This window comes from Actinocatenispora rupis, assembly GCF_016861975.1.
In the GTDB taxonomy this organism is placed as follows: domain Bacteria; phylum Actinomycetota; class Actinomycetes; order Mycobacteriales; family Micromonosporaceae; genus Actinocatenispora; species Actinocatenispora rupis.
The window spans coordinates 1-13088 of record NZ_BOMB01000012.1; the positions used below are offsets into that span (position 1 = coordinate 1).

Annotated in this window: 13 protein-coding genes; 3 read left to right on the forward strand and 10 right to left on the reverse strand. The window is 73.8% G+C overall.

Annotated features, from left to right (window positions below; translation table 11 throughout):
* Nucleotides 1-65: 65 nt before the first annotated feature.
* From Aru02nite_RS10345 to Aru02nite_RS10365, 5 genes are all read right to left on the reverse strand, one after another.
* Nucleotides 66-806 (reverse strand): type 1 glutamine amidotransferase, encoded by a 741-nt coding sequence (locus Aru02nite_RS10345; RefSeq protein WP_239076591.1) that lies wholly within the window; start codon nt 804-806, stop codon nt 66-68.
* Between the two features lie 102 nt (nt 807-908).
* Entirely contained in the window at nt 909-1610 is a 702-nt protein-coding gene (locus Aru02nite_RS10350) for a helix-turn-helix transcriptional regulator (RefSeq protein ID WP_203657115.1), read from the reverse strand.
* Between the two features lie 136 nt (nt 1611-1746).
* Nucleotides 1747-2064, reverse strand: a complete 318-nt coding sequence (locus Aru02nite_RS10355) for a hypothetical protein (protein ID WP_203657116.1) — start codon at nt 2062-2064, stop codon at nt 1747-1749.
* 126 nt (nt 2065-2190) lie between these two features.
* Nucleotides 2191-2673, reverse strand: coding sequence for an ATP/GTP-binding protein (locus Aru02nite_RS10360; protein ID WP_239076592.1), 483 nt, complete (start codon nt 2671-2673; stop codon nt 2191-2193).
* A gap of 88 nt (nt 2674-2761) precedes the next feature.
* A complete protein-coding gene (locus Aru02nite_RS10365; protein WP_203657117.1) occupies nt 2762-4438 on the reverse strand; it encodes an LLM class flavin-dependent oxidoreductase in 1677 nt (558 codons plus the stop codon).
* A 117-nt stretch (nt 4439-4555) separates the two neighbouring features.
* Here Aru02nite_RS10365 and Aru02nite_RS10370 point away from each other — a divergent pair, with 117 nt between their 5' ends.
* Entirely contained in the window at nt 4556-5095 is a 540-nt protein-coding gene (locus tag Aru02nite_RS10370) for a MarR family winged helix-turn-helix transcriptional regulator (RefSeq protein ID WP_203657119.1), read from the forward strand.
* Between the two features lie 465 nt (nt 5096-5560).
* On the opposite strand, the gene Aru02nite_RS10375 is transcribed toward Aru02nite_RS10370, so the two are convergent.
* Nucleotides 5561-6604, reverse strand: coding sequence for an Hsp70 family protein (locus Aru02nite_RS10375; RefSeq protein WP_203657121.1), 1044 nt, complete (start codon nt 6602-6604; stop codon nt 5561-5563).
* Between the two features lie 364 nt (nt 6605-6968).
* On the opposite strand from Aru02nite_RS10375, the gene Aru02nite_RS10380 reads away from it, so the two are divergent.
* The gene (locus Aru02nite_RS10380) at nt 6969-7235 is read left to right on the forward strand and encodes a hypothetical protein (protein ID WP_203657123.1); all 267 of its coding nucleotides are present in this window, start codon (nt 6969-6971) and stop codon (nt 7233-7235) included.
* 226 nt (nt 7236-7461) lie between these two features.
* Here the strand turns inward: Aru02nite_RS10380 and Aru02nite_RS10385 are convergent, their stop codons facing one another.
* The 4 genes from Aru02nite_RS10385 to Aru02nite_RS10400 form a co-directional block, all read right to left on the reverse strand.
* Nucleotides 7462-8478 (reverse strand): S8 family serine peptidase, encoded by a 1017-nt coding sequence (locus Aru02nite_RS10385; RefSeq protein ID WP_203657125.1) that lies wholly within the window; start codon nt 8476-8478, stop codon nt 7462-7464.
* Nucleotides 8479-8676: 198 nt separating this feature from the next.
* Nucleotides 8677-10032 carry a hypothetical protein gene (locus Aru02nite_RS10390; RefSeq protein WP_203657127.1) on the reverse strand — a complete coding sequence of 452 codons (1356 nt, stop codon included), beginning with the start codon at nt 10030-10032 and terminating at the stop codon, nt 8677-8679.
* A gap of 2 nt (nt 10033-10034) precedes the next feature.
* Complete coding sequence (locus Aru02nite_RS10395; protein WP_203657129.1) at nt 10035-10520, reverse strand: hypothetical protein; 486 nt, start codon at nt 10518-10520, stop codon at nt 10035-10037.
* A 264-nt stretch (nt 10521-10784) separates the two neighbouring features.
* Complete coding sequence (locus Aru02nite_RS10400) at nt 10785-12137, reverse strand: glutamine synthetase family protein (protein WP_203657131.1); 1353 nt, start codon at nt 12135-12137, stop codon at nt 10785-10787.
* A 97-nt stretch (nt 12138-12234) separates the two neighbouring features.
* Here Aru02nite_RS10400 and Aru02nite_RS10405 point away from each other — a divergent pair, with 97 nt between their 5' ends.
* Complete coding sequence (locus tag Aru02nite_RS10405) at nt 12235-13005, forward strand: NAD-dependent epimerase/dehydratase family protein (RefSeq protein ID WP_203657133.1); 771 nt, start codon at nt 12235-12237, stop codon at nt 13003-13005.
* Nucleotides 13006-13088: the final 83 nt, after the last annotated feature.

The following is a 13088-nucleotide window of genomic DNA, read 5'->3' on the forward strand; positions in this document are numbered from 1 at the left end:
CCTCCGGTCCTCGCTCATGCCAGCCCTCCGTCTTCGTCTCGGCGTGCCCGTCCGGTCCACGGCGGTCACGAGCCGAGGAGGGGTAACTCGGTGCGCGCCGACGTACGGCCGGACACGAGGTCGGCGAAGCGGTGCGCGAACGGCCGCCAGGTCTCGGCGACGTCGGGCAGCGCCGCGGCGCACCGGGCGGTCAGGTCGGCGGGGTCGGCGCCGGTCGCGGCGACGTCGGCGGATCCGGCGATCCAGCCGGCCAGCATGTCGGCGTCGCACTCGATGTGGAACTGCACCGCCCAGGCGCGGTCGCCGTACCGGAAGGCCTGGTTGGGGTAGCTCGGCGAGGCGGCGAGCAGCACCGCGCCCTCGGGCAGTTCGACGATCTCGTCGTGGTGGAACTGGATCACGTCGGGCATCAGCGGTACGTCGGCGAACAGTACGTCGTTGTTCGCCGCGTCGCGCTTGGCGACGAGCCGCGGCCCCAGCTCCGGCCCGGCCTCGGCGCGCGCCACGTACCCGCCGAGCGCGTTGGCCATGATCTGCGCGCCGAGGCAGATCGCCAGGGTCGGCACCTTCTGCCGTACGGCGGTGCGGAACAGGTTCTCCTCCGCCGCGTACCAGGAGGTGTCGGGGAGGCCGCCGCCCAGCACCACGAGCCCCGCGTACCCGGAGAGGTCGCCGGCGGGCAGCTCCTCCCCGGCGTGCGGCCGGATGACGGAAAGTTCCAGCCCGGCCTCGGTCAGCCACTCACCGAGGACGCGGACGTCGTCGGTCGGATCGTTCTCCACCACGAGCGTGCGTACAGTCGTCACGCTCACGAGGCTATCGATCCCCACCCGCGGCCGGTCCGCGGACCGCGGGTGGAAACCGACACACTCGGCCGTGCACACGGCCGCTCGTTCGACGGAAACGGCTCAGACGGCGGAGAGTCGGCGCACCACTTGCTCCGGAATGTCCAGCGCCGGCAGATCGCGGCGGGCGGGCACGTGCTCGGTGCCCAGCCGCGCGTGCCGGATCCGGTCGATCCGGAACGCGCGGACGTCGTGCCGCAGCCGGCACCACGCCAGCAGCAGCCAGTGCTCGCGGGCGCCGACGAAGCCGATCGGCTCGACGGTGCGGTGGCTGAGCCGGCCGCGGCGGTCCGCGTAGTCGAGGTCGAGGACGCGCTCGGCGGTGAGCGCCTCCTGCAACACCACCGGTACGGCCGGGAACTGGCCGGCGGTCTCGACCTCGATGCCGGCGTGCGCGGCGACCGCCTCGGCGGCGGCACCGGTCACCCCCGGGTACCGCGCGCGCAGCTTGTCCAGTACACCGTCGGCGGCCTGCTGGAACGGGGTGCCCGCCAGCCGGGACAGGGCGACCGCGAGCGCGACGGCCTCCTCCGGCGTGACCGACATCGGGGGCAGGTCGCGGGCGGTCGCGTCCACCGCGAACCCACCCTCCGGTCCAGGTACGGCATAGACCGGGACACCGCTGGCGGCGAGCGCTGCCGTGTCGCGCTCGATGGTGCGCACGCTCACCGCGAAACGCTCGGCGAGCTGGCGCGTGGTGCGCGGCGACGGTGCCGCGGCACGAAGTTCGTCGACGAGTGCATGGAGTCGTTCGGTCCGGTTCATACCCAGACAGTACGACCGGGGTATGACACTTTCGCCGTCCGCGGACCCGCCCGTCCGGTCCCGTACCGGACGGGCCGAACGCGACCGCTTCGCGCACCGGATCCCCGGCACCACACGGGAATCCGGCCTCCGGCTGTTACTCCGGGCGCAGCGCGACGGCGAAGCTGACGTTGCCGTTCTGGTCGACCTCGGCGTCCAGCGCCTTGTCGTCCAGGTACGCCGCGGCGCCGGACTCCAGGAACAGCCGCGCGCCGTCCGCGTCGAGCACCTGGTCGCCCGACTCGGGCGCCTGGGTGACGGCCAACGTCAGCGCGTGCGCGTCGTCGGGTACCGCCTCGGCGGTGTCGTCCGGCACGGTGTCAGCGGCGATCCGCAGGCCGGCGCCGGTCGGGTCGCCGGTCTGCTCGGTCAGGGTGCGGATGACGGCCACCGCGTTCTCGGTCAGGGCGAGCACTCGACTCTCCTCACGTGGGTTCGGCCAATCCACCCACCCTGACTCCACCTGCCGGTATCGGCAACCGGAAGCGTCCGAAACCAGCCCCGCGGCCGAGCCGGAAACCGTTGCGGCGCAAGCGATACCTCAGGCGGCGGCCGAGTTTCGCCGGGCCACCGCGTACCGTACGACGGCGTGCAGGACCTCGCGGGCGGGCCGCGACCGGTCGGATTCGGTCAACAGCACCGGAACCTCCGGGCCCACCGACAGCGCCTCGCGCACCTCACCCAGCTCGTACCGGTCGGCGTTGGCGACGGCGACGAGGTGCGGCAGGCCGCGCGCCGCCGCGTAGTCCAGGGCGGCGAAGCTGTCCCGCAGCCGCCCCGCGTCGGCGAGCACGAGCGCGGCGACCGCGCCCCGGGACAGCGCGTCCCACATGAACCAGTACCGGTGCTGCGCGGGCATTCCGTACAGGTGCACGGAGACGCGGTCGGTCACCGCGCACCGCCCGTACGGCAGGACCGCGGCGCCGCCCTCCCCGTCGGACACCAGCCCGACGAACGACGACCCCACCGCGCGCCCGCCCAACACCACGACCTTCAACGGGTACGCACACCGACCAGCGTCCACCAGGCCCCCCGACCTCGGTTCGTCACACACCCTGCGTACAACGGACGAGCGGGCGGTTCGGTGATGTGCGGGGTCACCCGGTGGGCGGTCACACCGGCAGCCGCAGCCGGGCGAGCGGCTCGACGAGCTCCCGCTCCTCGTACGACAGGTGCGACAGCAACGCGTCGGCGAGCAGGTCGGCCGCGGCGGACAGCGCGTCGATCCGGGCCGGGTCGTGCAGGGTGGCGACGAGCGCGGCGTCGATCCGGTCCAGCAGGCCGGCAATCGCGTGGTGCTCCGACTCCAACCGGTCGAGTACCGGCGCCAGCCGCGGATCGCGCCGCCGCAGGTGCGGGAACAGCGACTCGTCCTCGATCGTGTGGTGCACCGCCAGGACCCGGCAGTAGCTCTCGCAGTACGCCCCGAGCGTCCAGTTGTTCTGCCGCATGGTCAGCGTGTTCAGGTGCGAGCGGGCCGCACCCGCCGACAGCGAACCGTCCGCCACCTGCCGCACCATGCCGAGCAGCTCCGTCAGCTCGCCGCGCAGGTGGTCGTGGATGTCGATCAGGTGCCGGGCGTGCGTCCGGCCGTCCGGCGCGTACCGCACGGTCGGATCCGGCGCCGGCCCGGTCGGCCGCTCCGCCTCGTCCCACAGCGTCTCGGTCGAGCGCCGCGGCACGTCGTCCGCCGTCGGCACCACCCCCGGCACCACGCCGGCCACCTCGCGCACCCCGGAATCCCTTGGTACGCCTGGCTCAGCGGCCCGGTCGGTGGCCCTGCCGGGTGACGTGGCACCGCCGGATGGCATGGCGCTGCCGGATTGCGTGGCGTTGTCGCGTGGCGTGGCACCGTCGGGTGGCGTTGCGGTGCCGGGTGGCGTTGCGGTGCCGGGCTGGGCGGGTGGTGCGGCGCGTTCGGCGGCGACCAGGGCGCGGACGGCGGGCGCCACCTCCTCGGCGTACCGGCGGAGGTCGGTGTCGTTGCCGACGGCGAGGACGAAGCCGCTGACGCCCTCGGACAGGGCCAGCTCGGCGAGCTGCTCGGCCCACACCGCGGGCGGCCCGGCGAACCAGCCGCCGTCGCCGTCGAACGAGCCGGACACGTTGTACAGCCGGCGGATCGCGCCCGGGTCACGGCCGGCGTCGGCGGCGGCCTTGTCGATGACCGCGTTCATCGCGGCCAGCTCCTCGGGCGCGGCGTACCCGTACGACGGGAGCCAGCCGTCGGCGAGCCGCCCCGTCAGCTCCAACATCCGCCTCTTGTACGCCCCGAGCCAGATGCCGATGTCGTGCGCCGGCGTCGGACCGGGTCGCGCGCCGGCCAGCCGGTAGTGCTCGCCGTCTACCGTACGCGCCGGGCCCGGCGTCCACAGCGCGCGAACCACGGCGATCGCTTCGGCAAGCGCCGCAACGGATTCCGCTGCCGTACGCCGCGGTCCGCCCAGGGCCGCCACACCGTCCGGGAACGCGCCGGCGCCGAGCCCCAGCTCGACCCGTCCGCCGGTCAGTACGTCCAGGCTCGCGGCGGCGCGGGCCAGCACGGCGGGCGGCCGCAGCGGCAGGTTCGCCACGTTCGGAAAGACCCGGACCCGCTCGGTACGCGCCGCCACCACCGACAGCAGCGTCCACACGTCCAGGAACGCCGGCTGGTACGGATGGTCCTGCGCGCTCACCAGGTCCAGCCCGAGCCGGTCGGCCAGCCGCGCCAGCTCCACCACCGCGTCGGCGGACTCCGCCGCCGGCGGCACGAAGACCCCGAACTCCAGCTCGTGACCGTAGTCGGGCACCAGCCACCTCCCGCGCCGCGTCGACGCCCGCGTACCTCGGCGGGCCCGGTACAGTATGCCGCGCAGATGTTCTGTCCGACAGAAGGTATGTCGTACCGCACACGCTAGGATGGCGGCATGGTGGCGTCACGTACCGGAAGCGGGGTCGAGGAGGACCTCGGCTGGGCCCTCGGCGTCGTCTTCCGCAGCTACGTCCGGGCCTCCGCGGCGGTCACCGACGGGATCCCCGGCGGGCACCGCGGATACCAGCTGCTCACCGCCGCGTGCGGCACACCACCCGCCACCCAGACCGCCATCGCCAGCCGGCTCGGCATCGACCGCACCGTCATGACGTACCTGCTCGACGACATGGAACACGCCGGCCTCGTCCGCCGCCGGCCCGACCCCGCCGACCGGCGTACCCGGCTCGTCGTCGCCACCCCGTCCGGCCGGCGCCGCCTCGCCCGCCTCGACGACGCCTTCCACACCCTCGAAACGCGCATCCTCGCCGGCCTGCCCGCCGCCGACCGTACCGCGCTGAAGTCGCTGCTGCGCCGGCTCGCCACCGCCCTCGACGCCGCCGACCCCGTCGCCGACACCTGCACCGCCGTCGCCGACATCGCCGCCGCCACCGCGGCCCCCGTCACCCGCCGCACCTCCCCCCGCCCCACCCGCTGACCCGCCGGTACCGTGAGCCGACGCTCCTGCGCGACGCGCACGCCGCCAAGCCGTCGAGCCAGGTGGGCGCCGTGCATCCACGAACCGGGCTGGCGTCCATGCCCTCGCCACTCTTTGCCCCGAACCCGCAGACACCTCACCGCGACCAGCGCACGGCCGGGAAACGCGACGGTTGAGCCAGGTCAACGACACCATGCCCCGTACGCATCCACGAACCGAGGCCCGTACCCATGGCTTCGCCGGCGTTCCCCAGAGGGTGCAGACACATCACCCGCGATCAGCGCACGGCCGAGAACCGCGACGGTTGAGCCAGGTCGGCGCCACGACGCCCCCCGGCGCATCCAGGAACCGAGGCTGGGGTCCATGCCTTCGCCGGCCCTTGCCCCGAGCACCCGTACGCATCAAGCGAACGTGCGCAGAGCCAGCGGTGCGTACCGGGCAGGAAACTCGGGCTGGGCCGGCCGGTCAGGCCGGTAGCGGGAGGGGGTGGGCGGTGAGGGCGCCGTGCGCGACGACGACCTCGGGCTGGTCGGTGACCGTGGCGGCCACGCCCAGTTCGCGGAGGATCCGGTCGGCGACCAGCGGCAGCCGGCTCGACCCACCGACCAGTACGATGCCGGCCAGGTCGGGCGGCGCCACCCGGGCCGCGGCGAGTACCCCGTGGAGGGTGCGCATGGCGCGGTCGAGCAGGGGCCGGCAGAGGTCGTTCAGCTCGTCGCGGGTGAGGTGGACGCCGGGCTCGTACCCGGGGACGGGGAGCGGCGCGAGGCTCGTGCGGGACAGCATCTCCTTGGCCGCGCGGGCGTCGTCCCACAGCAGGCGCCGCGCCCGGAACTCCTCCGCCGTGCCGGGTGCGGTGAGGCGCGCCCACGCCGCCGGCGCCCGCTCGGCCACCGTACGGCCGACGTGCCGGACGACGGCCTCGTCGATGTCGAGCCCGCCCAGGTCCTCGACCCCGTCGTACGCCACGACCTGGTAGCCGCCGTCGGCCGCCCGTACCGCCGCCACGTCCAGCGTGCCCGCGCCGAAGTCGAACACCACCAGCGTGCGCCCCGCCGCGACACCCTCCAACGCCGCGAACCGGTACGCCGCCGCCACCGGCTCACTTACCACCCCCGCCACCGGCAGCCCGGCCCGCCGCGCCGCCGCCACCAGCAGGCCCTGCCGCCGCCGACCCCACGCCGCCGGGTACGTCAGTACCGTCTCCGGCACCCGCCCCACCACCCGCCGCGCCTCGTCCGCGACCCGGCCCAGCACCGCCGCCACCACCTCGACCACCGGGTACTCCCGGCCGCCGAGCAGCACGCTCGTGTCGTCGATGCGGCGCTTCGGGTTCGGCTCGAAGCCGGCCGGGTCCAGCCGCGCCAGGTGCGCCGCGTCCCGCCCGGCCACCAGCGCACCCGAACGGTCCGCGTACACCGCCGACGACAGCAGCGGCATCCCGTCGAACAGCAGCACCCGCTCCCCGTCCGACAGCGCCGCCACCGTGTTGTACGTCCCGAAGTCCACCGCCAACCGCGCCGCTCCGGCCGCCGGTACGGGTGCGGCCGGGGCCGGGCCCGCCGGTGCTGGGGCGGCCGGCGTCGTCGCTGCCGGGGCAGGCCCACCCGGGAACACCGACGCCGATCCTGACGCTCCGGGGGCCGTCGCTGCCGGGGCAGGCCCAGCCGGGAACGCTGACGCGGGTCCTAGTGCTTCGGGGGCCGTCGGTGCCGGGGCAGGCTCCGGCGGGAACACTGACGCGGGTCCTGGTGCCCCGGGAGTCGTCGGTGCCGGGGCAGGCCCAGCCGGGAACGCCGGTGCGGGCGCGGGTCCTGGTGCCGCCGACGCTGGCTCCACCGGGTCGGGTCCGGGCGGGAACGCCGATGCCGTGGTGGGTTGCGACGACGTGGGTGCCGGGGCGAGCGGCCCCGCGTGGTACCCGGGCGGTGCCGGCCAGTCGGACGGTGGCGGGACGGCCGGTCCGGTCGGCCGCCGGTACGCCTCGTCCGGTAGCTGGGGCGCCGCGTCGCGCATCGGCACCGGGGCACCGGTGCCGGAGCTGGTCGCCGCACGCCGTTCCCGCCGCGACCGCTCGATGCGCCAGGTCACGACGATCGCGGCGAGCGCGAGCACCACCAGCGCCGCGGCCGCGACGTAACTCGCCACCGTCGCCCGCAGGTCGGCACCCGTCGCGGTCGGCGTCGTCGTGGCCACCAGCAGACCCGCGACCACCAGCAACACGACCGCCACGAACCGGACGACACGCACGCTGCACACAGCCCTTCGCTACACGCTTCGACGGGTCCGGCGGCGTCTCGGCTCCGCCGGCCCGCACATCGTGCCATCCCCCGTCATCCGGACAATCAGTCCGCGAACGCGGCGGGTCAGGCGCGGGGAGGTGGGGCGCCGAGGGACGGGCGGTCGACGGTACGCGAGCGGGCCGCGGCACCGCGGCGGCGTACGACGGCGATCAGCACACCCGCCAGCACCGCCACGACGAGTACGGCGGCGCCGGCCAGGACCCACGGCACCGGTGACCCGGTCGTACCCGCCGCCGCGGCTGGACTGTCCGATGTGGACGGTGACGGCTCCGCCGCCGGCAGCAACGGATTACGGTCCACCTTCGGTACGTCCGCGGTCAGCGCCCGCACCGGGTCCACGATCCCGAAGCCGTACTTCTCGTTGCGCCCAGCACCGTCCGGGTTCCGCGCCGTACGGATCAGCCGGTTGATGACGTTCGCCGCGCTCATCCCCGGGTACCTGCTCCGCACCAGCGCCGCCACCCCCGACACGATCGCCGCCGCATCACTCGTCCCGTCGGCGGTGACGTAGTCGCCCTGCTGATGTGCCTGCCGGCTCGTCACCGAGACGATGTTCGTCGCGGGCGCGGCCAGCACCGTCTCCGGGCCATGCGCCGAGCCGGACCAGAACCGCATCGACTCGGTCACCCCGGAGACGGCGACGACGCCAGGAACATTCGCCGGCACGCTGACCGTCGAGTTGCCGGAACTCGTGTTGCCAGCGGCAGCAACGACGACAACGTCATGGTCGAACGCATACTTCAGCGCGGCCGAATCCGACGCGAGCGCCTTGCCGGATCCGCCCTGCGAGATGTTGATGACGCCCGCGCCGTGGTCCACGGCGTACCTGATCGCACGGTCCTGATCGCTGATGCTCTTGACGTCCACTCTGATCGGCATGATGCCGACACGGGGCGCGACACCCAACGGACGACCGTCACCACCGGAAGAACCGATGTCGCTCGCCATTCCCGTGCCGTGGCCGTCCCGGTCGATGCCGCGGTCGGCGTCACCGATCAGCAGACTGGTGCCGCCACGGACGCGGCCGCCGAAGACGGGATTGCCCGAGTCGACGCCGGAGTCGATGACAGCGACCGTCACTCCCCGACCGGTTGCGATCCGCTGAGCAGCCGGTATGTGCAGCGCATCCACCCACCACTGCTGGTCCCGCGGCGTCTCAGCAACTGCCACTCCGGGCAGAAGAACGGGTGCCGCAAGGAGAAACGCCAGGATCACGCCTGCGCGGGCCAGAACCGGCCGCGTGCGTAGCCGAGCCGATCGCACTCTCATCAACCCCCGCTACTCGATCAACCCGGTGTGACTCGGCCGTTCCTTCGGCTGCCAGATACCGTCGTCGTCCTCGATCAGCCACGTCTGCCGCTCGTCGCGCTCCTGTGTCTTGCCGGCGCCCGGCTGCACCATCCCAGCGGCGCCGTTCGCGCCCCGGCCCATGGCCGACGCGGCCCGCTGGCCTGGTAGCTGATCTCGGATGTCGCTGCGCGGCCCGACCGGCTCGGCCGCGCTCGGTCTGGCGCCCACGCCCGCCGCGGTGCCTGCTCCGACACCGACCGCGCCGGCCCCGGCTCCGTAGCCGCCGATGCCGGCACCGCCCGCCGTCCCCGCTCCTGCAACCGGACCAGCGGACGCCGCGCCCGAGCCCGTCCCGTACCCGGCGCCGGTGCCGACGACTCCATCGGACACCGACGGGACCGAACCTTGCCCGCCGCCGGCCAGGGACGAGCCGACGCCACCGGCCGCGGAGACCGGCATCCGACCGGAGCCGAAATGCAACTGGTACCGACCGGGTGGCGACGATCCAGCAGCGCCCAGCGACATACCGCCGCCGAGCCCGGCCGCTCCGCCGGCCATTCCGTTCGCGCTGACGTCACTGCCTCCGGCCTGGTGAGCGTGGCGGTCGTCCGGGTGCTCCCCATCCCGGCTCCGCACCGGACCGGTCGGGGTGGGCATGTGGTGGGCTTCGCGGTCCCAGTCCGTACGGAGGGTGTCGAAGGCGGCGTGCGCGACCTCCTTGTTCATGCCGTACCAGGTGCGGGCGACGTCGCGGAAGTACTTCTTCGCGGCGGCGTCGCGGCTGGCCTGTTCGGACAGCGGGCCGTGCCGGGAGCCCATGTCCACGGACCACTCGTCGGTACTGGCGCCGCGGCCGGATCCGCGGGTGCCGAGGGTGGCGTCGGCTTCGGCGGCGGCGTACCGCTGCCAGAGGTAGTCGACGGCGAGCGCCTCGAAGTCGGTGTACCGCCCGCGGTCGTCGCCGTAGTCGTCGTAGAGCCGGCCGCCGGTGCCGTCGTCGTCGCGGCCGGCGGGCAGCTGGCCGCCGAACGTCGGCACGGGAATGGCGCGTACGGCGTCGGAGAGGGCGGTGGCCTGGGTGTCGAGCCGGTCGAGGACCGCCGAGTATTCCTGGTTGAGCTGGTCGATGCGGTCGACGATCTGCTTGGCCTTGCGGGCGAACTCGGTGGCCGCGGGCCCCTTCCACTGCGTGGTCATGTTGGTCTGGAGCTCGGTGGCGCGGTCGCGGACCACGTCGAGTTCGCCGAAGAGGGTGTGCCAGGGGCGTTTCATGGCCTGGATGTCGTCGACGCGGCCGGGCAGGGTGACCTGCCGTACGGCGGCCTCCCAGGTGCCGTCGCCCATCGTCACGCCTTCCCGGCCGGGTCGGCGCCGAGGCCGAGCGCGGCGTCGAGGGTACGGCGGTCGGCGGCGCTCAGCCGGTGGTGCGGGTCGTACGTGCCGAAGGAGCGGTGCGCGGCGTCCTCGGTCTCCAGATAGTTCTGTTGGCTCAACCGCAACGCTTTCGCGATCTGGTCGAAGTCGGCGGCGAGCGCCCGGAGGTCGTCGGCCATCCGCGCCCGCAGCTCGCCGTGCCGCTCGACGAGCCGGTCCGCCTCGGCGAACCGACCGAACGGCGTGTGCGTGTGGCCGGCTCCCGCCTTCATCGCCGCCACCTCCAGCGAACTCGTGAAGTTGCGCCTGACGCGGCCGCGGAGATCGGTGGCGATCAGCGCGGCGAAGTCGGCGGCCCGGGTGAAGATCGCGTCGTCGCCCACCTCGTACCGGTCGCCGCTGGCCCGCGGCTCCACCCGCAGGTGGTGCCTCAGCTCGTCCGGCTGCCGCTCCGACATCAGGTCCCCTCCCCCGCGCACCCCACGCAATCCGAGACCGTATCGGATCCCCACCAACGCCGCCGCCACCCCCGAACCGCTCGGCGCACCCCACAACCAACCATCACGGTACGTCCCGGGCGAGCAGGCTCGGCCCAGCCCACAGCACCGCGGAGCCCACCCACCGGAGCGCCGGGCGGAGGCACGGCCGAGCGCGGAGGGGTGGTGCGGCACGCGGGCGACCGGTACCGGGGAAAGGCGGGAGCGCCGACGCCGGTACGGGGGCTAGAGGACGTTCAGGTAGCGCCGCCGCTCGTACGGGGTGACGCGGCTGGCGTACGCGTCCCACTCGGAGCGCTTGTTCTTGCAGAAGAAGTCGAACACGCCCTCGCCGAGGGTTTCGGCGACGAACTCGGAGCGGGCGAGGACGTCGAGCGCCTCGGACAGGTCGTGCGGCAGCGGCTCGTACCCCATGGCGCGCCGCTCGGCGTCGGTGAGCGCCCAGATGTCGTCCTCGGCGCCGGGCGGCAGCTCGTACCCTTCCTCGATGCCCTTCATGCCGGCCGCGAGGAGCACCGCGTACGCGAGGTAGGGGTTGCAGGCGGTGTCGATGGAGCGGACCTCGACGCGGGCGGAGTTGGGCTTGCCGTACGCGGGGACGCGGACGAGCGCGGACCGGTTGAGGTGGCCCCACGAGACGAACGCCGGCACCTCGTTGGTGGTGTCCGGCAGCGGCGCCGGGAACAGCCGCTTGTACGAGTTGACCCACTGGTTCGTGATCGCCGTGTACTCCCGCGCGTGGTGCAGCAGCCCGGCGATGAACGAGCGCGCGACCTTGGACAGCTTCATCGGGTCGGTCGGGTCGTGGAACGCGTTGCGTTCGCCCTCGAACAGCGACAGGTGGGTGTGCATGCCGCTGCCGGGCTGTTCGGTGAACGGCTTCGGCATGAACGTGGCGCGCACCCCCTGCGACACCGCCACCTCCTTCACCACGTGCCGGAACGTCATGATGTTGTCGGCGGTGGTCAGCGCGTCGGCGTACCGCAGGTCGATCTCCTGCTGGCCGGGAGCCACCTCGTGGTGGCTGAACTCGACGGAGATGCCGATGCGTTCCAGGGCGAGGACGGCCTGCCGGCGGAAGTCGCGGGCCGCGGCGTGCGTGGTGTTGTCGAAGTAGCCGCCGGAGTCGACGGGGGTCGGCTCGGAGCCGTCCTCCGGCATGTCGGTGACCAGGAAGAACTCGATCTCCGGGTGGGTGTAGAAGGTGAAGCCCTTCTCCGCCGCCTTCGCCAGGGTGCGGCGCAGCACGTGCCGCGGGTCGGCCCAGGACGGCGCCCCGTCGGGCATCGCGATGTCGCAGAACATCCGGGCGCTCTCGCCGTTCGCCCCGCCCTCGAACGGGAACACCTGGAACGTCGCCGGGTCCGGTATGGCGATCATGTCCGACTCGTGTACCCGGGCGAAGCCCTCGATCGCCGAGCCGTCGAAGCCGATGCCCTCCTCGAAGGCGGCCTCCAGCTCGGCCGGCGCCACCGACACGCTCTTCAACGTGCCCAGCACGTCGGTGAACCAGAGCCGGAGGAACCGGATGTCGCGCTCCTCCAGGGTACGTAGCACGAACTCCTGCTGACGGTCCATGCCCGCAGTCTGCCTCTTCCCCGCGCCGGGCGGGTAACCGGCACGCCAACTCCGCCGTGTGCCAGGCTGTCGGCACCCGTACGGAGGAGGAACGCGGATGCGGTTGCTGGTCATCGGTGGTGCCGGCTACGTCGGCCGGCTGGTTCTGCCCGGTCTCGCCGCCCGGCACCAGGTCCGGGTGCTCGACCTGCGTCGACCCGACACCGACTGCGAGTACGTGGCGGGCTCGGCGACCGATCCGGACGTCCTGGCGGAGGCGTGCGCCGGGATGGCGGCGGTCGTGCACATGGCGATGGCGCCGACCAACGCGCGCGGCGAGACCGACCTGGGCACGGCCTTCGACGTGCACGTGAAGTCGCCGTACCTGACGGTCCGGGCGGCCCGGGACGCCGGCCACCTGGTGTTCGTGTCGAGCCTGTCGGTGCACCGCGACCTACGCGTACGGACGCTGGCGGCGGACGAGCCGGCCGACGCGACCGACCCGTACGGGCTGACGAAACGGCTGGGCGAGCAGGCCGCGACGGCCGCCGCCGGCGAGACGGGGAAGGCGCTGACCATCCTGCGGCTCGCCTGGCCGACCCCGGACGCGTCCTGGCCGGCGTGGCAGGTGGGCCTCGACGACGGCCCCGGCCCGGGCCGCACGTACGCGACGGCGGAGCCGGACGACCCGCGCCCGCCGGTACGGATGCGGGACGGTCGGCCGCTCGCCGCGCTCGCCGCGTCCGACCTGACCGCGGCGCTGCTGGCCGCGCTCGACCGCCCGGACGGCGTCCGTACGCTGCCGCTCACCGGCGACACCACCGACACCGTGATCGACATGGCGCCCACCCGGGCCGCGCTCGGCTGGTCCCCCACCCGCCGGCTCTGAACCCCACCCGCCGGTACGTGAGGGAACTCGCCGCTTCGGTCGGCGGGGGACGCTCGGCCGCGCCGGGCGGGTGCGCGAGGATG

Coding starts and splice junctions, on each gene's coding strand:
- Aru02nite_RS10400 (WP_203657131.1), bottom strand. CDS start 12,137: ATGGACCGTCAGCAGGAGTTCGTGCTACGTACCCTGGAGGAGCGCGAC.
- Aru02nite_RS10405 (WP_203657133.1), top strand. CDS start 12,235: ATGCGGTTGCTGGTCATCGGTGGTGCCGGCTACGTCGGCCGGCTGGTT.
- Aru02nite_RS10390 (WP_203657127.1), bottom strand. CDS start 10,032: ATGGGCGACGGCACCTGGGAGGCCGCCGTACGGCAGGTCACCCTGCCC.
- Aru02nite_RS10395 (WP_203657129.1), bottom strand. CDS start 10,520: ATGTCGGAGCGGCAGCCGGACGAGCTGAGGCACCACCTGCGGGTGGAG.
- Aru02nite_RS10370 (WP_203657119.1), top strand. CDS start 4,556: ATGGTGGCGTCACGTACCGGAAGCGGGGTCGAGGAGGACCTCGGCTGG.
- Aru02nite_RS10350 (WP_203657115.1), bottom strand. CDS start 1,610: ATGAACCGGACCGAACGACTCCATGCACTCGTCGACGAACTTCGTGCC.